This is a genomic window from Thalassospira sp. MCCC 1A03138 (assembly GCF_002115785.1).
Taxonomy (GTDB): domain Bacteria; phylum Pseudomonadota; class Alphaproteobacteria; order Rhodospirillales; family Thalassospiraceae; genus Thalassospira.
The window spans coordinates 24,523-48,112 of record NZ_JFJY01000002.1 but is presented as its reverse complement, the minus strand read 5'-3'; the positions used below and the strand labels follow the sequence as shown (position 1 = coordinate 48,112).

The 23,590-nt window shown below is 54.6% G+C and carries 23 protein-coding genes; 19 read left to right on the top strand and 4 right to left on the bottom strand.

Features of this window, described 5'->3' with window-relative positions; all coding sequences use genetic code 11:
* Nucleotides 1-59: 59 nt before the first annotated feature.
* The 14 genes from TH468_RS05025 to TH468_RS04960 all read left to right on the top strand — a co-directional run bounded on the left by TH468_RS05025 (nucleotide 60) and on the right by TH468_RS04960 (nucleotide 14,164).
* Nucleotides 60-1,163, top strand: a complete 1,104-nt coding sequence (locus tag TH468_RS05025) for a serine hydrolase (RefSeq protein WP_246832215.1) — start codon at nucleotides 60-62, stop codon at nucleotides 1,161-1,163.
* A 192-nt stretch (nucleotides 1,164-1,355) separates the two neighbouring features.
* The gene (locus TH468_RS05020) at nucleotides 1,356-1,763 is read left to right on the top strand and encodes a MarR family winged helix-turn-helix transcriptional regulator (protein ID WP_246832214.1); all 408 of its coding nucleotides are present in this window, start codon (nucleotides 1,356-1,358) and stop codon (nucleotides 1,761-1,763) included.
* A 15-nt stretch (nucleotides 1,764-1,778) separates the two neighbouring features.
* Nucleotides 1,779-3,872 (top strand): FUSC family protein, encoded by a 2,094-nt coding sequence (locus tag TH468_RS05015; RefSeq protein ID WP_085642510.1) that lies wholly within the window; start codon nucleotides 1,779-1,781, stop codon nucleotides 3,870-3,872.
* Nucleotides 3,869-4,072 carry a DUF1656 domain-containing protein gene (locus TH468_RS05010; RefSeq protein ID WP_085642509.1) on the top strand — a complete coding sequence of 68 codons (204 nt, stop codon included), beginning with the start codon at nucleotides 3,869-3,871 and terminating at the stop codon, nucleotides 4,070-4,072. The genes TH468_RS05015 and TH468_RS05010 overlap by 4 nt, the downstream gene beginning before the upstream one ends.
* Before the next feature lie 8 nt (nucleotides 4,073-4,080).
* Nucleotides 4,081-4,974 (top strand): HlyD family secretion protein, encoded by an 894-nt coding sequence (locus TH468_RS05005; protein WP_085642508.1) that lies wholly within the window; start codon nucleotides 4,081-4,083, stop codon nucleotides 4,972-4,974.
* A gap of 144 nt (nucleotides 4,975-5,118) precedes the next feature.
* Nucleotides 5,119-5,997 carry a CoA ester lyase gene (locus TH468_RS05000; protein WP_085642507.1) on the top strand — a complete coding sequence of 293 codons (879 nt, stop codon included), beginning with the start codon at nucleotides 5,119-5,121 and terminating at the stop codon, nucleotides 5,995-5,997.
* Nucleotides 5,998-6,081: 84 nt separating this feature from the next.
* Nucleotides 6,082-7,134, top strand: a complete 1,053-nt coding sequence (locus TH468_RS04995; protein WP_085642506.1) for a MaoC family dehydratase — start codon at nucleotides 6,082-6,084, stop codon at nucleotides 7,132-7,134.
* A 272-nt stretch (nucleotides 7,135-7,406) separates the two neighbouring features.
* Nucleotides 7,407-7,787 carry a succinate dehydrogenase, cytochrome b556 subunit gene (sdhC, locus tag TH468_RS04990; RefSeq protein ID WP_085642505.1) on the top strand — a complete coding sequence of 127 codons (381 nt, stop codon included), beginning with the start codon at nucleotides 7,407-7,409 and terminating at the stop codon, nucleotides 7,785-7,787.
* A gap of 27 nt (nucleotides 7,788-7,814) precedes the next feature.
* Nucleotides 7,815-8,198 (top strand): succinate dehydrogenase, hydrophobic membrane anchor protein, encoded by a 384-nt coding sequence (gene sdhD, locus TH468_RS04985; RefSeq protein WP_007088830.1) that lies wholly within the window; start codon nucleotides 7,815-7,817, stop codon nucleotides 8,196-8,198.
* A gap of 4 nt (nucleotides 8,199-8,202) precedes the next feature.
* Nucleotides 8,203-9,999, top strand: a complete 1,797-nt coding sequence (gene sdhA / locus TH468_RS04980) for a succinate dehydrogenase flavoprotein subunit (protein WP_085642504.1) — start codon at nucleotides 8,203-8,205, stop codon at nucleotides 9,997-9,999.
* A 25-nt stretch (nucleotides 10,000-10,024) separates the two neighbouring features.
* Nucleotides 10,025-10,807 carry a succinate dehydrogenase iron-sulfur subunit gene (locus TH468_RS04975; protein ID WP_085642503.1) on the top strand — a complete coding sequence of 261 codons (783 nt, stop codon included), beginning with the start codon at nucleotides 10,025-10,027 and terminating at the stop codon, nucleotides 10,805-10,807.
* 143 nt (nucleotides 10,808-10,950) lie between these two features.
* Nucleotides 10,951-12,657, top strand: coding sequence for a DUF4153 domain-containing protein (locus TH468_RS04970; RefSeq protein ID WP_085642502.1), 1,707 nt, complete (start codon nucleotides 10,951-10,953; stop codon nucleotides 12,655-12,657).
* Between the two features lie 56 nt (nucleotides 12,658-12,713).
* Entirely contained in the window at nucleotides 12,714-13,490 is a 777-nt protein-coding gene (locus TH468_RS04965; RefSeq protein ID WP_246832213.1) for a tetratricopeptide repeat protein, read from the top strand.
* Nucleotides 13,487-14,164 carry an HAD family phosphatase gene (locus tag TH468_RS04960; protein ID WP_085642500.1) on the top strand — a complete coding sequence of 226 codons (678 nt, stop codon included), beginning with the start codon at nucleotides 13,487-13,489 and terminating at the stop codon, nucleotides 14,162-14,164. Before TH468_RS04965 ends, TH468_RS04960 begins: the two co-directional genes overlap by 4 nt.
* Before the next feature lie 39 nt (nucleotides 14,165-14,203).
* On the opposite strand, the gene TH468_RS04955 is transcribed toward TH468_RS04960, so the two are convergent.
* Genes TH468_RS04955 through puuE form a run of 4 tightly spaced genes read right to left on the bottom strand, consistent with a single transcriptional unit; the run spans nucleotide 14,204 to nucleotide 17,286 of the window.
* On the bottom strand, nucleotides 14,204-14,716 hold the full coding sequence (locus TH468_RS04955) for an ureidoglycolate lyase (protein WP_085642499.1): 513 nt from the start codon (nucleotides 14,714-14,716) through the stop codon (nucleotides 14,204-14,206).
* A 5-nt stretch (nucleotides 14,717-14,721) separates the two neighbouring features.
* Complete coding sequence (gene alc / locus TH468_RS04950; protein WP_085642963.1) at nucleotides 14,722-15,753, bottom strand: allantoicase; 1,032 nt, start codon at nucleotides 15,751-15,753, stop codon at nucleotides 14,722-14,724.
* 51 nt (nucleotides 15,754-15,804) lie between these two features.
* Entirely contained in the window at nucleotides 15,805-16,332 is a 528-nt protein-coding gene (gene uraD, locus TH468_RS04945; protein WP_168177083.1) for a 2-oxo-4-hydroxy-4-carboxy-5-ureidoimidazoline decarboxylase, read from the bottom strand.
* Nucleotides 16,333-16,365: 33 nt separating this feature from the next.
* The gene (gene puuE, locus TH468_RS04940; protein ID WP_085642497.1) at nucleotides 16,366-17,286 is read right to left on the bottom strand and encodes an allantoinase PuuE; all 921 of its coding nucleotides are present in this window, start codon (nucleotides 17,284-17,286) and stop codon (nucleotides 16,366-16,368) included.
* 421 nt (nucleotides 17,287-17,707) lie between these two features.
* On the opposite strand from puuE, the gene uraH reads away from it, so the two are divergent.
* From uraH to TH468_RS04915, 5 genes are all read left to right on the top strand, one after another.
* Complete coding sequence (uraH, locus tag TH468_RS04935) at nucleotides 17,708-18,061, top strand: hydroxyisourate hydrolase (RefSeq protein ID WP_085642496.1); 354 nt, start codon at nucleotides 17,708-17,710, stop codon at nucleotides 18,059-18,061.
* A 7-nt stretch (nucleotides 18,062-18,068) separates the two neighbouring features.
* Nucleotides 18,069-19,562 carry a xanthine dehydrogenase small subunit gene (xdhA, locus tag TH468_RS04930; protein ID WP_085642495.1) on the top strand — a complete coding sequence of 498 codons (1,494 nt, stop codon included), beginning with the start codon at nucleotides 18,069-18,071 and terminating at the stop codon, nucleotides 19,560-19,562.
* The gene (gene xdhB / locus TH468_RS04925) at nucleotides 19,555-21,963 is read left to right on the top strand and encodes a xanthine dehydrogenase molybdopterin binding subunit (RefSeq protein WP_085642494.1); all 2,409 of its coding nucleotides are present in this window, start codon (nucleotides 19,555-19,557) and stop codon (nucleotides 21,961-21,963) included. The genes xdhA and xdhB overlap by 8 nt, the downstream gene beginning before the upstream one ends.
* A gap of 4 nt (nucleotides 21,964-21,967) precedes the next feature.
* Nucleotides 21,968-23,002, top strand: a complete 1,035-nt coding sequence (gene xdhC / locus TH468_RS04920) for a xanthine dehydrogenase accessory protein XdhC (protein WP_085642961.1) — start codon at nucleotides 21,968-21,970, stop codon at nucleotides 23,000-23,002.
* Nucleotides 23,003-23,133: 131 nt separating this feature from the next.
* The gene (locus tag TH468_RS04915; RefSeq protein ID WP_085642493.1) at nucleotides 23,134-23,586 is read left to right on the top strand and encodes a nucleoside deaminase; all 453 of its coding nucleotides are present in this window, start codon (nucleotides 23,134-23,136) and stop codon (nucleotides 23,584-23,586) included.
* Nucleotides 23,587-23,590: the final 4 nt, after the last annotated feature.

Below are 23,590 nucleotides of genomic sequence, written 5' to 3'. Positions count from 1 at the left end.
TGCCAAATTTGACGTTTTGTGGGGACAAAGTCGTGACTTCAGGGTTTTGGCGGCGTTTGGTGCCGGTATTATTTCTGCTGCTTGTCGCAGTATCGGTGCCGTCGGCGGCATATGCCGAGGAAAAAAACGAGCCCGATGATCCGCTTGTCAAATTTTTGCGGCAATATGTCGAGCAGGCCGGTTTGCCGGGTGCAGTAATCGGCATTGGTTATGGTGACGGTCAGATGCGCTTTGCCGCAACCGGGTATGCATCGGTAAATCCCGACACAGGCATGACGCGCGAACGGCAGTTCTATATCGGGTCGCTGACCAAAATGATGACTGCGGTGGTTGTGTTGCAGTTGGCATCTGAAAAGCGGATCGACCTTTCCGATCCGATTGCCAAATGGATTCCTGCGGAATTCCGCGACAAGATTGCCAATGCCAATGTTGCGACCGTTCGTGATCTTTTGCGCAATAGTTCAGGCATTCCCGATTATCTGGATGGGGAATTTTTCTTTGAGCTGGTCGGGCGCGATCCCCAGCACGGCTGGCGCAATCGCGAATTGCTGCCGCTGATTGCGGGCCGTGAAGCACATTTCAAACCCGGTACCCAATATAACCCGTCCAACAGCAACTATATCCTGCTGGGGGTCCTGATAGAACAGGTCGAAGGCGATCACATCGAAGCGGTGTTCAATCGACGGATTTTTGAGCCAGCCGAAATGCGCAATACATCCTTTGGCCGGTATCCGCGCCCCGATGATCTTGCGCGCGGCTTTGATGACGCCAATGGGGATGGCAAGCTTGAGGATGTGACCGATTTTGATGTCGGCGATCAGCTTTCAGATGGTGGGGTGATTTCAACCGCAGAAGATCTTTTGAAATTTGGCCGGGCGCTGTTTGCGGATGGTATTTTGCTGGGCGCGAACGCGCTGGAGCGGGCCACGACGGATACATTGTTCGCCGGCGAAGGTTCCTATGGCTATGGCATGATGATCGGCAAAACCGATTGGGGACCTGTTTGGGGGCATGACGGGGTTTATTTCGGTTATTCCGCGGAATTTTCGTGGTTCCCCAAACAGGATGTCGCGATTGTTTTCTTGTCCAATGGGCGCGCGTTGAACGAGGTGCCACCTGTAACGGGCCTGCTGTTGTCGGGCCTGTTTGGCAAGGCGCAATAGCTCAGTACAATTTAAATAATTGAAAATAATAGATTAATTATTCATCGCGAGCATGCGGGCGGACATTCATGCTTACAGTGCATAACTGATAGGATTATAATAGTTAGAATTCTATCTAATTTCTCTGTTATGCTTTGCATCATGGAAAACAATGATCTTGATACCCCTTATCTGAGTCTTGGAAGCACGTTGATGCGTGTCGCGCGTTGCTGGCGTCGCGAGATCGACAGCACATTGCAATCGCACGGCTTGTCTCAAACCATGGTGATGCCCCTGATTGTTCTCAATCGGGCAGCCGGTCCTGTACGGCAAGGTTTGATTGCGGATGAAATCGGCGTCGAAGGCCCGTCTCTTGTGCGGGTTATTGATGCGCTGGAACGCGACGGACTTATTTCGCGTGTTTGCGATCTGAGCGACCGGCGCGCCAAAATGGTTGCACTAACGGCAGCAGGTAAAGACAAAGCGGCCGAGATCGAGATCATTCTTGCCGACATCCGCAACGAACTCACGGCCGATATCGACCCCGAAAATCTTGCAACTACTCTTGATGTCATGCAGCAATTGCTTGGCAAACTGGCGCAACGCGATGGCGACGCTTAGGGTGCGGGGGATAAGATGTTTGCAAATATTCTTGCCCTGCGTCCCAAAGGTGCTGACTGGCTGTTTTCGGCAAAAACGTTTGCCGCGGCGGTTCTTGCATTGTTCATTGCGCTGGCCTTTGATCTTGATCGGCCTGTCTGGGCGATGGCAACGGTCTATATCGTTGCCCATCCTTTGTCCGGTGTTCTGGCGTCCAAGGCACTTTATCGTGTGATCGGAACGATCATTGGGGCGGTTGCGGCGATTGTAATGGTGTCCAATCTTGTGAATGCGCCGGTTTTGCTATCGCTTGCGCTCGCACTTTGGGTTGGGGGCTGTCTTTATCTTTCCCGACTGGACAGGACTCCCAAAAGCTACCTTTTCATGCTGGCGGGCTATACCGCGGCGATTGTCGGTTTTCCGTGCGTAACGGACCCCGGGATTATTTTTGATACGGCCGTTGCGCGCGTTCAGGAAATTTCGCTTGGCATTATTTGTGCCACGCTGGTCAGTCATATCATTTTTCCCCGCCATGTCGGCCCGGTCGTTGCGGCACGGATTGATGGCTGGATGAGAGATATTGCCGACTTGGCAAAGCTAAGTTTTGATGCCGGTTCTGATCCTGAAAAGTTGCATCAGGACCGGACACGCATCGCGGCAGATATTGGCGAATTGCACGGGCTTTCTGTTCATCTGGGATATGAAAAGTCCCGATTTGCTGGGCGAACCCGCCAATTGCAGGCCCTGCAAAGCGCGATAGCCGCTCTTTTGCCTGTGCTTTTCGCCGTGCATGACAGAATAACCGCGCTTGTCGATTACAGTGGGAGCATCCCCAAAGATTTGCGGGCCATTCTTGATGATGTGGCGATCCATATGGCAACCGGCCACTACGATGGTTTATCAGCGCAGGCGCTTCATGCGCGAATTGCCGCATATGGTGCCGAGTTTTCGAATGCATCGGAATGGGATGGCCTGTTGCAGTTTAATCTTTGTAATCGTCTGCATCGGCTTTTGAATTTTTATTCCGATTGCTGCCGGTTGTGGGATGGGTTGCGTGTCGACAATGTTCCAGCCGACGTCGTGGATCGCTGGCGTGATAGTGCGCAGGAGCGGGCTTTGCATCGCGATTACGGTGTTGCGTTCCGGTCCGGCATGACGGCAGTGATTGCAACCTTGCTTGTATGCGGTTTCTGGATCATGACGGCATGGCCTGCAGGCGGGACGGCGGCGATGATGGCAGCAGTCGGCGCCAGTATCATGTCGTTCCTTGATAATCCGGTTCCGGCATTGAAAGGCTTCATCCGTTATACCGCGATGGCAATTGTTGTCGTGATTATCTACAGCCTTGCGATTCTGCCCGGCATTGATGGCTTCCCGCTTCTTGTTGTCGCGTTTGCACCCTATTTCCTTCTGCTGGGGGTGTTGATGACTTCCCCGCAGACATACGGGTTTGGTCTGGCGATGCTGGTCAATGTCGTGATGATCCTGAATGTCGATACCAGTTACAGCAGCAACTTTGCCACCCTGCTTGATAGCGGTCTGGCATCGCTTGCCGGTTTTGCTGTCGCGGCACTTGTTACGGCCTTTGTGCGCAGCGTGACAGTCGATGCCAGCATTCGGCGGCTGGTGATGTCAAACTGGCGCGACATTAGTGCTATTGCGCGCGGGACGCTCCGTTTGCCACGCATGGTCATGATCCGCCGTTTACTGGATCGGCAGGGTTTGATTTTGCCCAGATTGGCATTGGCACCAGACCATCGCGATACTTTGATCCGCTCAATGCCGGAGGTCTCGATTGCTGCCAGCATTTATGACCTGCATCGTTTCAAGGCGCTGGCGGATCAAAGGATCGCAACCAAGCTGGATGTGGTTTTGCGAAACATGGCGCGTCATTTTGACAATCGCCGTCGAGATTTTGGCGCACTGCCCGATCCTGTGATCCTTGATGAAGTCGATAATATCCTGCGTGAAGTTGTGGCAATTTCACCCACACCGCTTCGCGCTAAATTGCTGGTCCCGCTGATTGCGCTGCGCCGTGCCTTATGCCGCGCGGGCGCACCGGTGCTGAATCGTCAGGCAGATAAGGCATTCGTGCCCGATCTGCCATCCCTGATCGGAGAAACCGCATGATCAATCCGACGGTCGATATTTATGGCGTGTTTGTACCCGCCTTTCTGGTGATGGCGCTTGGCGCCTGGTTCTTTCTGAAAGTGCTGCATGTTGGTCTTGCGCGGATCGGTTTTTACAAGATAACCGCGCATCCAGCTTTAACGGATCTGGCCATGTTCGTGCTGATCCTGACGGCACTTTCGGTTCTGTTTGTTCAATAGGTGACGATATGAAACCGACTTTTGCCAATTCCCTTCGCGTTCTGGTGACGTTTGTTCTTGTTCTGACGGCATCTGCTGGCGGTTATCAGCTTTATGACTACTACATGAATTCTCCTTGGACCCGGGATGGACGGGTCAGTGCCGACGTTGTAGCAATTGCGCCGGATATCGCTGGTCTGGTCAGTGAGGTGCATGTTACCGATAACCAGATTGTTCACGCCGGGGATTTGCTGTTTTCCATTGATCCCGCCCGTTACCAGGTGGCCGTCGATCAGGCACAGGCGAAGCTTGAAAGTGCCATCGCCGCACGGGATCAGGCCCAGCGTGAAATGAAACGCTACAAGGGGCTTGATAGCGACGTTGTGTCGCGCCAGAAAAAAGAACAGGTTGCAACCAATCTCGCGACCGCACAGGCAGATATGGATCTGGCCAAGGCGGATCTTGATCTTGCCGTTTTGAATCTGGCACGCACCAAGGTTGTTGCCCCGGTTGATGGCATCCTGACGAATTTCTCGTTGCGTCGGGGGAACTATGTTGGTGCAGGGCAGGCGATTGCTGCTCTGGTCGATAGCCAGTCATTTTATGTCGCTGGCTATTTCGAAGAAACCAAACTGCCGCGTATCGCAATCGGCGATCAGGTTGAAGTCCGTCTGATGGGTGAAGATAACGCTATTTACGGCCATGTCGTCAGCATCGCAGGCGGTATTCAGGATAGTGAACGGTCGGGTGCAGGGGGAACCCTTGCAAATGTCAAACCGACCTTTAGCTGGGTTCGCCTGGCGCAACGTGTGCCGGTGCGCGTATCGCTTGATAACGTCCCTGAAAGTGTCCGCCTGGTTGCCGGGCGCAGTGCGACGGTGACGGTGATGGAGGCACGTGGTGCCACTTTCCCGAGCCTTTGATGGGTGGGATTTTTAGGCCGTTTTCTGATCGGCAATATTATGCCGCAGCGCAAAAGATGGCTTGCAGTGCAAAACAAGTTTCGGTAATTTTCGGAAACAATATTGATAATTATTGAACAAAAATTATCAAACGGGAGATGACAGATGGCTGCAATCGCACGTCCACGCCGCAGTGTTCTTTATATGCCGGGTTCAAACGCCCGGGCACTGGAAAAGGGGCGCAGTCTGCCTGCTGATGGCCTGATCCTTGATCTTGAGGATGCAGTGGCACCCGACGCAAAGGATGTTGCCCGCGATCAGATCGTTGCCACGCTGGCAGAAGGTGGTTATGGCAAACGTGAAATCCAGATCAGGACCAACGGATTAAACACCCCGTGGGGATATGCCGATATCGTGGCTGCGGCCAAAACATCGGCTGATGCCATTCTGCTGCCCAAGGTCGAAAGTGCCGATACGGTCCGGCAGGTCGCGACCATCATGGAGGCCGAAGGCGCGCACGCAGATATGCGTATCTGGTGCATGATGGAAACGCCACTTGCGATGCTTGATGCCAGGGAAATCGCAGGTGCTCACCCGCGTCTTGGTGGTTTTGTGATGGGAACATCCGATCTGGCGAAGGATCTGAACTGTGCCCATACGCCTGATCGTTTGCCGATGATCACAAGCCTTGGCCTTTGTCTGCTGGCAGCACGTGCCTATGGCCTTGCGATTCTTGATGGCGTTCATCTTGATCTTTCGGATGATGATGGTTTTGTTGCGTCCTGTAAGCAGGGGCGCGAAATGGGATTTGATGGCAAAACGCTGATCCATCCCAAAACCATTGCGGCTGCTAATACCGCATTCGCCCCAGCCGAAAGCGAGATTTCCTGGGCACGCAAAATCATTGCCGCCCATCAGGAAGCGGCACAAGAGAGCAAAGGCGTTGTCGTGGTCGATGGTAAACTGATCGAGAATTTGCATGTTGTTTCGGCCAAGCGTCTGGTCGCAATGGCAGATCAGATTGCGGAAATGGACGCGGCTTAAGCCCGGTCACATAGCCGGATAAAAAGCGCGAAAAGCGCCGGTTTCAAACCATCAGACCAAGCGCCATACATGCAGGGAGGCACCATGGCATCGAAAACAAATACAGGAAATTACTTTGAGGATTTCCGCATCGGTCAGGAAATGCGCCACGCAACACCGCGCACGATCACGAGTGGTGACGGTGCGCTTTATACCGGGCTTTATGGTTCCCGTTTTGCGGTGCAGTCGTCTGATGAGTTTGCCCGGCGGATCGGGTTTGATCGTGCGCCTGTGGATGATTTTCTGGCGTTTCATATCGTTTTTGGCAAAACCGTGCCGGATGTGTCGTTAAATGCGGTTGCCAATCTTGGTTATGCTGGTGGGGTGTTTGGCGTGCCGGTCTATCCGGGCGATACGGTCAGTACGGTATCGACCGTGATCGGGCTCAAGGAAAACTCGAACGGCAAGACCGGTGTGGTTTACGTCAATTCCGTCGGTCGTAATCAGCGTGGCGAGATGGTGCTGGATTACAATCGCTGGGTCATGGTGCGCAAACATGACGAAAGTGCCCGGGCACCTGAAACAGTTCTTCCTGAATTGCCAGGGGTTGTTGCGCCAGAGGCATTGCAGATCCCCAAAAGCCTTGATCTGTCGGCCTATGATTTTGAACTGGCCGGATCGCCCCATCGCTGGGATGATTATGCGATTGGCGAGAAAATCGATCACATTGATGGCATGACCATTGAGGAAGCCGAGCATCAGATCGCCACCCGGCTTTACCAGAACACTGCCAAGGTCCACTTTGATCAGGTCGCGGCATGTGCCGGGCGGTTTGGCAAGCGGCTGATTTATGGCGGGCACATCATTTCATTGGCACGGGCATTGTCCTTTAATGGGCTTGGCAACGGTTTCCGAATTGCCGCGATTAATGCGGGTGCGCATGCCAACCCGGCCTTTGCCGGGGATACGGTATTTGCCTGGTCCGAGGTGCTCGACAAGTTTGAAATTCCCGGCCGGCGTGACGTCGGGGCCCTTCGTTTGCGTCTAGTTGCGGTGCGGGATGGTCAGGCATCTGACTTTCCGTTACGTGACGCCGAAGGAAAATATGACTCCGGCGTTCTTCTGGACTTTGATTATACGGTTTTAATTCCCAGATAATCTGGCAGCTGTAGTCTTGCGTAATAAGGTCTAATTGTGCGATTGCTAAAAGCACGTTACGCCGTTTTCTGCGTAAAGGGGAAACCCTTGGCCTTCCCGCGGGTCGCAAACGGCATATGAGAGGTCAACCTACGTAGTTTAACCGAGGCGAAAACGGAATTTGATCGCGGATTTCTTTGGATTTCAAAGGTGTCTAGATTGACTCAATCCCGTTGCATGGGTAAATAAACCCTGCTTTCCCGCCAGCTACTTTGAGAAGAGGCAAATCCGCTATGAGCAAAGCCAATCGGCCGCTGTCTCCGCACTTGCAGGTGTACCGGCTTCCGATGGCAGCCAAGATGTCCATTTCGTTCCGTGCGATGGGTGTCGGTCTTGCCATTGGTTTCGTATTTCTGGCGTCCTGGCTGATTGGTGCCGGCGCTGGTCGTGACGCCTTTAACGGCTATCACGCATTTTTCACCTCGTGGTTTGGTCTGCTGCTGCTGTTCGGTTGGACGGCGGCATTTTATTACCATGCTTGCAACGGTGTCCGGCACCTTGTCTGGGATACCGGTCGCGGCCTGACGAATGAGGGCGCCAGAAAAGGCAACCCGATCGTCTTTGGCGCGGCAATCGTGCTGACCATTCTTACCTGGATTATCGGTCTGGCCTAAGGCCGGGCAAGAGGGGACAAACCTGTCATGAAAATGCAATCCGATCTGGGCCGTGTTCGCGGCCTCGGTTCTGCTAAAAGTGGCTCGTCGCACTGGTGGACCCAGCGCGTTACCGCTGTCGCAAACCTTCCGCTCGGCATCTGGTTCATCATATCGATCCTGTCTGGCCATACGGCCGACTATGATGCAGTCCGTGATTGGCTGAGTTCGTATTTCCATTCAACCATGATGATCCTGATGATCATCAGTGTTTCGGTGCACTTCACGCACGGCCTTCAGGTCGTGATCGAGGATTATGTGCACAACCGTAAAGCAGAAATCGTATCGCTGTTCCTGATCAAGGCTGTGGCCGCCTTCCTGTCGGTTGCCGCCATCGTGTCGGTCATGCGTATCGTTTTTGCCGGAGCCTGAACCAATGAGCGAATCATATAAAATCATCGACCATAACTACGACGTCGTTGTTATGGGCGCAGGCGGCGCCGGTCTTCGTGCGACGCTTGGTACGGTCGAAGCCGGACTGAAAACCGCCTGTATCACCAAGGTCTTCCCGACCCGCTCGCACACCGTTGCGGCGCAGGGCGGCATTGGTGCATCACTTGGCAACATGTCCGAAGATCACTGGCAGTGGCATATGTATGACACCGTCAAGGGCTCCGACTGGCTCGGTGACCAAGACGCGATCGAATATATGTGCCGTAATGCTGTTCCGGCTGTTCATGAACTTGAACATTACGGCATGCCGTTCTCGCGGACCGAAGATGGTAAAATCTATCAGCGCCCGTTCGGTGGTCATACCCGTGATCACGGTAAAGCGCCGGTCGAACGTGCCTGTGCTGCGGCTGACCGTACCGGTCATGCCATGCTGCACACCCTGTATCAGCAGTGCCTGAAACACAAAGCCGAATTCTTTGTCGAATATATCGCTCTTGATCTGATCATGGGTGAAGACGGATCGTGCAAAGGTCTGGTCGCCTGGGATCTTGACACCGGTGAAATCCATCGTTTCAACGCCAAAATGACCATTCTGGCGTCGGGCGGTTATGGTCGCGCATTCTTTAGCTGCACCTCGGCCCATACCTGCACCGGTGACGGTCATGGCATGGTCGCACGTGCAGGCCTTGGTCTTCAGGACATGGAATTCGTTCAGTTCCACCCGACCGGCATTTACGGTTCTGGCTGCCTGATCACCGAAGGTGCGCGTGGCGAGGGCGGTTATCTTACCAACTCCGAAGGCGAACGTTTCATGGAACGTTACGCACCGACCGTTAAGGACCTTGCATCACGTGACGTCGTTTCGCGCGGTATGGCACAGGAAATCCGTGATGGTCGCGGTGTTGGCGAACACGGTGAATACATCCACCTGCACCTTGAACATCTTGGTTCGGAAGTGCTGTGGGAACGTCTGCCGGGTATTACCGAAACCGCAAAAATCTTTGCCGGTGTTGATGCGACCAAGGAACCGATCCCGGTCCTGCCGACGGTCCATTACAACATGGGCGGCATTCCGACCAACTATAAGGGCGAAGTTCTGCGTCCGACCGCCGACAACCCGAACGCAATCGTTCCGGGTCTGATGGCGGCCGGCGAAGCGGCCTGCGTGTCGGTCCACGGTGCAAACCGTCTTGGCACCAACTCGTTGCTCGACCTTGTTGTTTTTGGTCGTGCATGTGGCTTGCACGCCGCCGAAGTCGTGGATGCCAAGGCATCCTACAAGGAACTCAAAACCACCGATGGCGACGAGGCTATTGCACGTTTCGACCGTCTGCGTTGGGCAAAGGGTTCTCGTCCGACCGCCGAAATCCGTCTGGAAATGCAGCGCGTCATGCAGGGCAATTGCGGCGTGTTCCGTACTGCCGAGATTCTCAAGGAAGGTGTCGACAAGCTTTCCGCGACCGCAGCAACGCTTCCTGATGTTGCCGTGTCGGATCGTTCGCTGATCTGGAACTCCGATCTCGTCGAAACGATGGAACTCGAAAACCTCATGGTCTGCGCTGCTGCAACCATGAATTCCGCCGAGGCCCGTCACGAATCACGCGGGGCACATGCCCACGAGGATTATCCGAAGCGTGATGACGAAGTCTGGATGAAGCACACGATTGCGACTGTCGATTGGGACAAAGGGTATGGCGTTGATCTGACCTATCGTCCGGTCAACAACTTCACCCTTACCGATGAAGTGTCGTATATCGAGCCGAAAGAGCGCGTCTATTAAGGCGCGGCAAGAGAGGATTTGAGAGATGGTAGAATTCAATCTTCCCGCCAATTCGGTCGTTAAAGAGGGCAAGTCGTTCTCTGCACCGGCTGACGCGAAAAACACCCGCAGCTTCAAGATCTATCGTTACGATCCTGACAGCGGTGATAACCCGCGTACCGACACTTACGATATTGACCTTGATAAGTGCGGTCCGATGGTTCTTGATGCGCTGATCAAGATCAAGAACGAGATCGACGCGACCCTGACATTCCGTCGTTCTTGCCGCGAAGGCATTTGCGGTTCGTGCGCGATGAATATCGACGGTCGCAACACGCTTGCGTGTCTGAAACCGATCGAGGACATCAAGGACGAGGTCAAAATCTATCCGCTGCCGCATATGCCGGTGGTCAAGGATCTGGTGCCCGATCTGTCGCAGCCTTATGCACAGCTCGCCTCAATCGAGCCGTGGCTGAAGGCCGATAGCCCGACTCCGCCCGATGGTGAACGTCTGCAGTCTCGTGAAGAACGCGCGAAGCTTGACGGTCTGTGGGAATGCATCCTGTGCTTCTCCTGCTCGACCGCGTGCCCGTCTTACTGGTGGAACTCCGACCGTTATCTCGGCCCGGCTGTTCTGTTGCAGGCTTATCGTTGGCTGGCTGACTCGCGTGATGAATATACCGGTGAACGTCTCGACGCGCTCGAAGATCCGTTCCGCCTGTATCGTTGCCACACGATCATGAACTGCACCAATACTTGCCCGAAAGGCCTGAACCCGGCATTGGCGATCACCGAAATCAAAAAGATGATCGCAGAACGCCGCGCCTGATCGGCTTAGACCATAAAAAAGTCTTTTTAAGACAAAAAGTTAAAGCCGCCGGAGATCGGATGATCCCGGCGGCTTTTTCTGTTTTAATACCTTTCATGAAGACAACCTGACCCGGATAATCGGGCACGAGCAAAGGCAAACCGATGAAAAAAGCGCATTGGCTGTTCCCCCTTAGCGGCGCGGCATATGGCTTCGCATTCTGGTATCTGATCGATTATCGCTGGGAGGATGACTATCTTCTGGCGAGTCTGATGACCTTTATTGCCGCACTGGCCTATTGCAGCTGGTTTGCCATTGGCGTGCGTCGTCTGCGTGATGATCTTGCGGTGAGTTTTGTTCTACCAACCCTCGCAGCCCTTCAGGTGCTGGCACTTCAGCATCTGGTCGGGTTCGACCATACCGATGATGCTGCTATTTTCGGTTTGCTCGCCTGTCAGGCGTTTTGGGTCGGGGGTGCTGTCGCCATATGGCGGATATGGGGGCCGTTGCAGACGACTGTTTTACCAAACTATCCGGATCGGGCGGCACTGGTGCCCGAAATCTGGTCAATCAAGCTGGCATTGGCATTTGGTTTGGTCGGGGTTGGTGTCGTCTGGCCCGTTCTTTATGCCTTGTCTTCGTTGTTTATGCTGGTGGGTATCGACCAGATTTGGGACCTGATCAGTGAGGCGTATGTTGCGATGCCCCTTTCGGGCGCGGCCTTTGCCACAGGTATCCTGATTGCCCGTGAAAAATCAGGGCTTCTGATCCCGGTTCGCCAGGTGATTGGCGGAATGTTCCGCATTCTTTATCCGATTCAGGCTCTGGGGCTTTTCCTGTTTCTGATTGCGGCGGCATTGGGTGGCTGGGAAGTTCTGCTGGATCAGGAATTTGGTGTCTGGTGGACCGTGATGGCCGCTGCAGCAGGGTTAAGTTACCTACTGTTTGGGGCGGTGCAGGCAGGCGAAGGTGTAACCTTGTTTGGCCGGATCGGTGATCGTGTCTTTCGCTTTACATTGTGGATGGCACCGATCTTTGCCCTGATTGCGATGGCAACGATTTATATCCGGGTGCGTGAATATGGACTGACCCCATCGCGGATTTATGCGATCTGGGCGGCGGTATTTGTCTTGATGGCGACGATATGGCTTTCGGTGGTGGCATTTGGCCGTCGCCAGTCAACCCCGGTATCGTTGCGCCGGGCTTTTGGTCATATTGCCATTTGCGGGACCCTGACGGCCTTTATCATACATCTGCCGTTGCTTGACCCGGTCAGCATTTCGGCGCGCAATCAGCAAAGCCGTCTTTTGTCGATGGCAGACTGGGATATGGCTGATCTTGCTTTCATTGCCCGAAATCTTGGAATGCCGGGTGAAGAAGCACTTGCCGAACTTGATGCCGCAAAGCCCGATATGGTGCCGCCACTTGCCGAATTGCGCAGCTATTTCGATCCTGATACCGGACGGGTGATGGTCGAAATTGACAGTATTCCGGTTTATCCTGTGGAATATCGCTTGCCTGGGGAAGCCGTAACCAGATTGCTTGAAGCACAGCTTGAATATGATCGCCGCTTTTGCCGCAAGGAAGGTTCAGGCACAGGAACCCCGGACCAGTGCGCATTGTTGCTGGTCGATCTTGACGGCGATGGAATGGAAGAAGCAGCCTTTTTCACGACGCGTGATTATGTTGATATCTATCGTTATGAGGTCGCGGATGATGATTGGCAGATTGTGACCAGTTTCTTCCATGGCCAGAACGAAATCGACCATGCTGCAATGTTACGTGATCTTGCCGATGGTAATTTCAAAGCGGTTTCGCCCCGTTATTCCGATCTTTTGATCGGTGGGGTGCCGTGGGGCCAGTATCGTTAACGCCTGCCTAATCGGGACAGGCTATGCTTTGTCATCACATGAAACAGCATCAGGGAATGACTGCTTTGTTGATCCGGACACATCATCTCATTGCGGGCCTCGCCCTTCTAACGCTGGCGGCCTGCGGCGATACCTCTGCGAAATGGGAACCCCAGGATATGTTCGCAAGCCCGGCGGAAAAGCCGGTTGACGAACGATACCGGGCGATGATTGATTTCAAGGCATTGTCGCGTGACGAGGCCGGGGTTGAATATGCCGCTGGACCGAGTGCCACCGTGCTGGGCGCTGTTGAGGAGTCTGTTGCTCTTTGTCAGGAAAAAGGTGGAAAGGGATGCAAGGCGGTCCGTGTTGGTCTGACATGGGTTGATGGTCTTGACAGCGATAGCATCAAGGCGGTGATGGAAACCTATCGCAACACCATGCTGGCAGAAGCAACGCAGGCATCGAATGCGGGGAATGCCGGTGCGGCGAACTGGCTTGCCTTCCATTATGCGGTTCGCGGGGAAAATTTGGGTGAAGCAGAACGTCTGATCAAGCGTGCCTTGCAGGTTGCACCCGATGATCCCGGTGCGCTCGATACCTACGGGCTGGTGCTTTATAAGCAGGGCAAATATCAGGAAGCAGAAGAGATATTTGTGGCTGTAAACAAGGCCATGCCGACGGCTGAACATCTTGCGCATTTTGCCGACAATGCCCTTGCGATGGGCAAAACCGAAATGGCACGCGCGGCTTATCAGCGCGCGCTTGAGGCGCAGCCAAGTGCGGTGCTGTCACAGGAAATCCAGAAACGGTTGCTTGCCCTTGATCTGGGTGGCGGCGCGGCAACACAATGATCAATCTTGTCATCTTTGATTGCGATGGGGTGCTGATCGATAGCGAAGTGCTGTCGTTTGCCGTCGATGTTCAGATACTTGCAGGCTATGGCATTGAAGTCTCATCGGATGATCTGGCGCGCCGTTTTGGCGGTGTGTCCTATGCCGGGATGGTCGACAGCCTGAATGATGAACATGCAACCGCGATTGACGCCGCGCAGTATCAGAAAGAATGTGAAGATTTGCTCGCACATCTTTTTGAAACCGATCTTCGGGCAATTAGCGGTATCGACACCTTGTTGAAATCGTTGAGCGTGCCGGTTTGTGTCGCATCAGGCAGCGATTTGGCGCGACTTGATATGTGTCTTGGGATTACGGGGCTGCTTGATTTCTTCGGGGCGCGGATTTTCTCGGTCGAGGAAGTGGAAAATGGCAAACCTGACCCGGATATCTTCCTGCATGCGGCGCGCGAATGCGGTGTCAAACCGGAAAACTGTCTTGTGATCGAAGACAGCCCCGCTGGGATTATTGCCGCCGGGGCGGCCGGGATGCGATCCGTCGGATTTCTTGGTGGCGGCCATCGCAATCCGCAAGATGCCGAAATGTTGATGCAAGCCGGTGCCGAGGATGTCGTCGGCGATGCCAGCGAACTGCACCGATATCTTGCAAATCTGCGTTTGGCAAACCGACCCTGATCGAAATCGATCAGGGTGCGATGTCTTGGTGATGCGATATCAGGTCTGCGGCCAGTCAAGTGTGACGGTGGTGCCATTGACCATCGGCAGATCAACCTCATTCAGGTTGTTGCCCGGCCCGCTGCGATCCACGATCAGAAAGTCGCTTTCTGGTTCAAGCACCAGAAGCGGGTGGTGCCAGACATTCTTGGCATAGGTCACACCCTGCGATCCATCCGAGATAAAGGCACGCAGATTTTCGGGGACGGGGGTGTCTGAACCGTCTGCCACAACGATCAGGAACTTCTGACCGCTTAGTGGCATAAAGGCCTGCGAGCCCAGCGGGTGGCGTTCCATCATTTTGATTTCAATCGGCATCGGGCGCGGTGTACCACGAAAAATGCTGATGATTGGTGCACCACCTTCATCCCCGACATCAACGCGCGATATATCGTGAAACCGCGTCGTTGTGCCCAGATTGATCTTGTATTCGTCCCGAGCTGTGGCGGTGGATATCACCTCGCCAAATGGGGCAAAGGACGCCGGTGTTAGCGGTTCGACTTTCAGTTTCATCGTTCTTATCGCTTTGCCGGTTTACCAAGAATGCGTAGGCGGCTGATCCCGCCATCGGGAATGGAATTGACGCGCAAATGCGATACCGGGCCAAGCTTTGCGATCACTGACGCATCAAATTCGTGGATATGATCGGCCTGCATTTTCTGTTCGGGCAAAATGGTTTGCCAGAACATGGATCGTGCGCGCAGCGACTTGTCCTTTTCACCATCGACATAAGCGGCCTGAATGGAAACCCGGTCGGGATAGTTACCCTTGAAATGGCAGGTATCGACGATGATTTTTTCAATCTCGCCAGGATGGCCGAGTTCAACAATCAGCCATTCGTTACCGGGTTCCCGACGACGCCGGGTTTCCCAGCCATCACCCATATTGATGCCTCTGCCCGGGACCAGAATGGCATTCGGGTTGCCATAATGGGCATCCGACCATGTCAGGACCACACCACCATTAATCATGGCTGCCAGATCAACCTGATCGGCACTGCTTGCCATTTTTGACCAGTCGCGATCCGGGCGTCCATAAACGCGTAGGCGGGCAATACCGCCATCGGGATAGATATGCAGGCGCACATGGGTGAAAACGCCCTCTGCCGTGACTTCGGCATAATGGTGGGCTTCTGCACCAACACCGGCACGTAGCCCGATCGGGGCGACGATTTCGGTCCAGGTCGCATCATCTGCGGGATCGCCATCCGGGCAATAGCATGCCTCAAGCGATGCGGCGGGCGGGAAGTTGCCGGTGAAGTGGCTGGTATCAATATCGACACCATAAATCCGGCCCGATGTTGCCAGCCGCACCACACAGTAGTCATGACCTTCCACACGTTTCCGGCGGCTTTCCCAGCCATCCATCCACTTGCCATTGTCATCGTATTTGTCCGGATAGAAAATGGCATCGGTGGTTTGCAGCATGCGTTGCTTGTCGGCAAAGAAATCATCGGTTGCAAAGATTGCCTCTGCGCCCAGACGTTCATCTGCCAGATTGACAAAACGCCGGGTAAATTCCGGGGCATCATGGTTTGTGTGGTGGCTCATGGCTTTTAAATCCTGATTATTGGTTATTTTGTTCAGGTCGGTCATTGGCGATCAAAGGGCTTCGAGGCGCAGCTTGGCGATACGATGTACCTGATGGATGGCCTCGTTAAATTCGGTTTCAACATCGTTTTTAACGCGGCGTTCGAATGCGTTCAGGATGTCGGTCCGATGGAACCCTTTGACAGCAAAAATGAACGGGAAACCGAACTTCTTCTTATAGTCGTCATTCAATTGCGTAAAACGGGCAAGTTCGTCTGGCGTGCATTGATCAAGTCCGGCACCGGTTTGTTCATTCTGCGAGGAATGCGTCAGTTCCGCCAAGGCAAGCTTGCCTGCAAGATCAGGGTGGGCGCGAAGCAGTGTCAGTTTGTCATCGTCAACCGCGCCATTTACCACGGCTGCCATGGCGTCGGCGAGTGCATCGGGGGTATCAAGGGCAGACGTGATGCCGCGATCATAAAGCTGCTTTGCGATCCAGGGGGAATGTTCGTAAACCCCGCCATACAGCGAGACAAAGGCACTTTGTGCCAATGTGCTGGGTGGTCGGGTTTCGAACAATGATTTTTCAGGTTTGGTCATAACGGCCATTTCAGTTCTTGTTTTTCTTGATGCTTATTTGTTTTCGGTAAACGGATGATGTTCACGCCAGTGACGCGCAATATCGACGCGACGTGCAAACCAGACATCATCATGACCGCGCACATAATCGACAAAGCGTTTCAGGGCTGCAAACCGCCCCGGCCGGCCGACAAGACGGCAATGTAAACCAACCGATAGCATCCGCGGCGTTTCGGCACCTTCTTCGTAAAGCGTGTCGAAGCTGTCTTTCAGATACTGGAAATACTGTTCGCCGGAATTGAAGCCCTGTATGGCGGCAAAGCGCATGTCGTTGACGTCAAGCGTATAGGGAACGATCAGATGCGGTGTGTCTGTCTGAGTTGACCAGAAAGGCAGTTCGTCGCTGTAATCATCGGCGTCATATAGGAAGCCGCCTTCTTCGGCGACAAGCCGCCGGGTGTTCGGGCTTGTACGCCCGGTATACCAGCCAAGCGGGCGCTCCCCGGTCACATCCCTGATGATGTCGATGGCCTTGTGAAGATGTTCGCGTTCAAGTTCTTCCGGGAAGTATTGATAATCGATCCAGCGATAGCCGTGCGAGCAGATTTCATGACCATCGCGCATCGCGACTTCGCCAACCTTCGGGTGACGGGCCAGTGCCATGGCAACGGCAAAGATGGTGATCGGAATTTGCCGTTCGCGGAACAGGTTCAGGATGCGCCAGACACCGACGCGCGAACCATATTCGTAAATCGACTCCATGCTCATATGGCGAACGCCTTCGCGCATGTCGGCACCGATGATTTCCGACAGAAATGCCTCGGACGCGCGATCCCCGTGCAGGACGCAGTTTTCACCGCCTTCTTCGTAATTCAGCACGAATTGGACCGCAACACGGGCCTTGCCCGGCCAGTTGGCCTTTGGCGGATTGGGGCCATAACCAATCAGGTCGCGTGCATAATTTTGTTGGGTCATCTTTGGCCTCTCCTGATATCGCAACGCCCGGCTTTGTCATGCGGGCTGTTTGGTGTAGCATTAACCATAGGTCGCAGCGCAGCAAGGAAGAACTCCTGCGCGCTGATTGATGGATGATCATGCCGCACTATCAATATGACTTTGATAATGTTCCTGGACGGGAAATCGCTTTGGCCGGTTTTTTGTTGGCTTTTAAAAGCTTTTTATCCGGCTTTGATAGTATTCTGCACGAAGCTGTGGCAATCGTTTTTCAAAGAATTATTGATATAGTTTCACTTTATCACCTCTTTCCACGATCCGTGTCCTAATGCGACCTTTTTGAAACGCTATAAGTTCGTTCGGCATAAAACGATCAATCAGATAAGCCGACCAGGGAAGAAGCGACCGACCACCGCATGAGAGAGAAAATAGGAGGCCCGGCATGGGACGACTGACTACCCATGTTCTAGATACGGCAAAAGGTTGCCCGGCGGGCGGCATCCGGATCGAGCTGCACCGTTTTGGTGACGGCCATGATGATCTGGTCGCCGAAGCTGTAACCAATGCCGACGGGCGAACCGATGCGCCAATGCTTGATGGTGCCTCGTTCAAGCCGGGCGAGTATCAGCTTGTCTTTCATGCCGGTGCGTATTTCGATGCCATCGGTCTTGATCTGCCGGAACCGAAATTTCTTGATCAGGTTGTAATCCGGTTCGGTATTTCAGATGCGCAGGCGCATTATCATGTGCCGCTGCTGCTTTCGCCGTTTGGCTATTCCACCTATCGCGGTAGCTGAGGCCATCATGACCAAACCGGCCCTTGATAAGCGCGATGATATCCGGTTTCTGTTCGGAAACGAAGAACGCAGCCTGCGTGATATCGATCCGCAAATGACGGTTCTGAACTGGCTGCGCTTAAACGAGCGCAAGACCGGAACCAAGGAAGGCTGTGCCGAGGGCGATTGCGGTGCCTGCACGGTTATTCTGGGCGAACCGGATGGAATGGGCAGCATGCGTTACCGGACGGTCAATGCCTGTATCCAGTTTATGCCGACCCTTGATGGCAAGCAGCTTCTGACTGTGGAACATCTTAAATCCGATGATGGCAGCCTTCATCCGGTGCAGCAGGCCATGGTAGAAACCCACGGTTCGCAATGCGGTTTCTGTACGCCGGGTTTTGTCATGAGCCTCTATCAGCTTTGGCTGGATGGGGGCGAGGATGACCGGGGGGCCATCAATGACGCCCTTGCCGGGAACCTTTGCCGTTGCACCGGTTACGGGCCGATCATCGAGGCCGCTCGCAAGGCTGGTGGCATAAGCGCAACCGATCCGGTCGAACAAAAACGCCGTTCCGATATCGCGACCCGATTGACCGCTATGATCGAGGGTGCAGGCATGCTGGCACTCGAAATGCCGGTGGGTCGTTACTTCGCCCCGCGCAGCAGCGATGAACTGGCCGCACTTTTGGTGGCCCATCCCGATGCGACGGTGCTGGCGGGCGGAACGGATGTCGGGCTTTGGGTGACCAAGATGCTCAAGCGGATTGATCCGATCATTTATATCGGGGATGTCGCCGATCTTAAATCGGTCCGCGAAAAGGACGGTGCTCTGACCATCGGTGCCGGTGTGACTTATAGCGATGCTCATGCTGCGCTTGGCATGATTGCCGGTGATGTCGGGGAGCTGGTCCGCCGGATCGGGTCACGGCAAATCCGCAATGCGGGGACGGTTGGTGGCAATATCGCCAATGGATCGCCGATTGGCGATACACCGCCTGCCCTGATTGCGCTGGGCGCGCGGATTGTTTTGCGCATGGGCGATATCCGTCGCGAAGTTGCCCTTGAAGATTTCTTTATCACCTATGGCAAGCAGGACCGGGCTAAGGGCGAGTTCGTTGAAAGCATCATTGTTCCGAAACCGGACGCTGGGGTGCAGTTCAAGGCCTACAAGATTTCCAAGCGGTTTGATCAGGATATTACGGCGGTTCTTGCGGCCTTTGCCATTTGGGTTGACAGCGGCAAGGTGGTCGAGTTCCGAGCGGCATTTGGCGGCATGGCTGGAACACCGATGCGGGCCAAAAAGTGCGAGGCGGCCCTGATTGGTAAGGATTGGAACGAGGCCAGTCTGAACGCTGCGCAACTGGCCCTGACCAGGGATTTTGCACCGATGTCTGATATGCGGGCATCAAAAGAATACCGCATGCTGGTCGCGCAGAACCTTCTGACCAAACTGTTTATCGAAACAACGGCACCTGAAATTGCCACCCGTCTGGTTGGCAGGGAGGCCGCCCATGTCTGACAACGCATCCAAAGCCATCGATACCAAGGACCCGGGTGAGCTTCTAGCGCCGACACCGGGGCTTTCGGGTGGGGTTCGCTCCGCCAGCAAGCATGACAGCGGTCCGAAGCATGTCGCGGGCGAAGCGGTTTATGTTGACGATATTCTTGAACCGTTCGGCACTCTTCATCTGGCCCCCGGTGCGGCGACAATCGCACATGGCAGGATCACGAAGATGGATCTGTCAAAGGTGCGATCCGCCCCCGGTGTGGTTTGTGTTCTGACCGCTGATGATGTGCCGGGTGTCAATGACGTGTCGCCCGCCCATACCCATGATGATCCGGTTCTGCCCGACGGGATTGTTCAGTTTTACGGTCAGCCGGTTTTCTGTGTTGCCGCTGAAACCCGCGAACAGGCACGCAATGCTGTCAGGCTGGCCGAGATCGAATATGAAGAACTGCCCGCGATCCTGAGCGTCAAGGAAGCACTGGAAAAACAGCAATTCGTTGCACCACCCCATGTTATTGCGCAGGGTGACGCCAAATCGGCACTGGCACGTGCCAAACATCGTCGGTCCGGGGTGATGGAAATCGGCGGGCAGGACCATTTCTATCTCGAAGGTCAGATCACCTTTGCCATTCCGCAGGAAGACGGTGATGTGCTTTTGCATTGCTCGACCCAGCATCCGTCCGAGGTTCAGCACAATATCGCCAATGTCCTTGGTCGTCCCGCCAATGCGGTAACCGTCGAAGTGCGCCGTATGGGCGGTGGTTTCGGTGGCAAGGAAACGCAGGCATCACAATGGGCGGCACTGGCGGCGATTGTTGCGGTTAAAACCGGTCGCCCGGCGAAAATGCGTTTGGACCGCGATGATGACATGGTCATGACCGGCAAACGCCATGACTTTATCGTCGAATATGATGTCGGCTTTGATGATGATGGCCGGATTTGCGGGTTGGATATTCAATATGCTGCCAATTGCGGTTTCTCGGCTGATCTGTCGGCCGCGATCTGTGATCGCGCGATGTTCCATACCGACAATGCCTATTTCCTTGGCGATGTCGAAATCCGGTCCTATCGCTGCAAAACCAATCTGGTGTCCAATACCGCGTTTCGAGGCTTTGGCGGGCCGCAGGGCATGGTTGCGATTGAACGGATCATCGATGAAATCGCCATGATGATTGGCCGCGATCCGCTTGATGTGCGGATCGCCAACTATTACGGGACAACCGACCGCAACACGACGCCCTATCACATGACGGTCGAGGATAACGTCCTTTCGGAACTGACCGATGACATTCTGGCATCTTGCGATTATCGCAAGCGCCGCAAAGAAATCGACGCGTTCAATGCGCAAAGCCCGGTGATCAAGCGCGGCATTTCAATCACGCCGGTCAAGTTCGGCATTTCCTTTACCACGACCTTCCTTAATCAGGCCGGTGCGCTGGTCCATATTTATCAGGACGGATCGGTGCATCTGAACCATGGGGGGACGGAAATGGGGCAGGGTCTGTTTATCAAGGTCGCCCAGGTCGTGGCCGAGGAATTCCAGATTGATCTCGACCGGATCAAGATCACGGCAACCAATACTGGCAAGGTTCCCAACACATCGGCAACCGCAGCCTCAAGCGGCGCGGATATGAACGGCATGGCCGCGCGCGACGCCGCGATAACTATTAAATCCCGCCTGATTGCGTTTGCGGCTGAGAAATACGGTGTTGCCGAGGCTGCCGTCCGGTTTGTTCCGGACCGGGTGATTGTTGGTGATGTGACCGAACTGGAATTTGCCGATCTGGTCAAACAGGCTTATCTGGCGCGTGTTTCGCTTTCGGCTACGGGCTATTACGCAACACCGAAAATCCATTATGACCGTGAAACCGCATCGGGTCGGCCGTTCTATTACTTCGCCTATGGCATGGCCTGTTCCGAGGTGATGATCGATACCCTGACCGGTGAATACAAGGTGACCCGCGTTGACATCAGCCACGATGTCGGCCGGTCGCTGAACCCGGCGATTGACCGTGGTCAGATCGAAGGCGGCTTTATTCAAGGCATGGGATGGCTGACATCCGAGGAATTGTGGTGGGATGATGCAGGGCGTTTGCGCACGCATGCGCCGTCCACCTATAAAATTCCCGCATGTTCGGATCGTCCGGATGATTTCCGGCTTGAGTTATGGTCATCCGGAAGAAATGTTGAAAAAACCATTCACAGATCCAAGGCAGTTGGTGAGCCGCCCCTGATGCTGGCGATTTCAGTGCATCGTGCAATTGCTGATGCGATTGCATCGGTCGGGAATTACAAGGTGATCCCGATGCTCGATGCGCCGGCAACCCCCGAAGCCGTCCTGAATGCGGTCGCAAATGTGGCAAAGGGCATGATCGCCCAAAGTCATGATGCGGTTCCGGCGGCGGGGGAATAGCATCATGCGCCTGTCCCATGACGCCCATATTGCTGTGTTGCAGTCCCCTGATCCGGTGATGCTAATCAGTGTGGCGGCCATTCGCGGGTCCACCCCGCGGGAGGCTGGGGCGTTTATGCTGGTCAGCGAAAATGCCATTGCCGGAACGATTGGCGGCGGCAATCTGGAACATCAGGTCACATTGCGTGCCCGTCAAGCTCTTGCATCGCAGGGCGATATCATTGCGGAACTGGTTCCTTTCCCCTTGGGGCCGGGGCTTGGGCAATGTTGCGGGGGCGCTGTCGATATTACATTTCACCGGCTGAACCCGATGCAAAAGCATCAGCTGGCCACCGCAATAAGCAGCACACAAAACCGCGTCGGTACTGGTCATGGTGACTGGGTATTGTTGCCGATGGGCGAAAGCCGACATCTTGAAACTGCCAGTGCTGCGGATGCCGAAGCACTGGATCGTCTTTTTACAGGTGTGCGCGGCGGTTTGTCGGGAGCGGGCGAAGAACGGAAACTTTGCCTGCGGCTTGACGACGGTGCAACACCGCTTTGGCTGTTTGGTGCCGGGCACGTCGGGCAGGCGATTGTTCAGGCACTGGCACCCTTGCCATTCGATCTTCATCTGATCGATTCGCGTGATGAATACCTGACCCTGCCAGAAACAGCAAAACTGCATCTGCATCAAAGCGATAGGCCACAGGACGAGGTGGGCGACATGCCGCTTGGTGCCTTCGCGCTGATCCTGACGCACAGCCACGCGCAGGACTTTGATATCTGTCGGGCGGCTTTGATGCGGAATGATCTTGGTTTTGTCGGCATGATCGGAAGTCAGACCAAACGTGCGCGCTTTGTCCGGCGATTAAAAGATCGCGAGTTGGGGGATGCGGAAATCGGTCGTTTGACATGCCCGATTGGAATTCAGGGCATTAGCGGCAAACAGCCGGCAATCATTGCGGCATCGGTCGCGGTGCAATTGCTGTCCGTGCGTGAAGCACGTCTGGCGCAATATCCGGTGAACAGGGTCGCACAAGATGGCCTTGCCGGATGATAAGGCCTTCATTGCAAGGCATATAAATGATAAAGGGCCGCGCCAATAGCGGCCTGATCAGGAGGATCCGTTTACCGGATCAGGAGTTCATATAGGGAGATTTGGCTGTGTGTGATGCCAAGCATAAACACATGCTCCATGCCGTGAATTTGTCGCGGACGAAAATGGAAGAAGGCTGTGGCGGTCCGTTCGGGGCAATCATTGTCAAGGACGGCGAAGTCATGTCCGAAGGCTGGAACAAGGTAACATCCAGCAACGATCCGACCGCCCATGCCGAGGTCAGCGCCATCCGCGCGGCCTGCGAAAAGCTTGGTACCTTTAATCTTGCCGGATGCGAAATTTACACCAGTTGCGAGCCCTGCCCGATGTGCCTTGCGGCGATCTATTGGGCCCGTCTTGATCGAATCTATTATGCCAATTCCCGCGAAGATGCCGCGGCAATCGGCTTTGACGATCAATTCCTGTATGATGAAGTGGCAAAACCGATCCGGGATCGGAGCCTGCCGTGCGAACATCTGGATTTAGGGGAAGCGCGTGATGTCTTTGCGGCCTGGGATGCCAAAGAAGATAAAATCGCGTATTGAGACC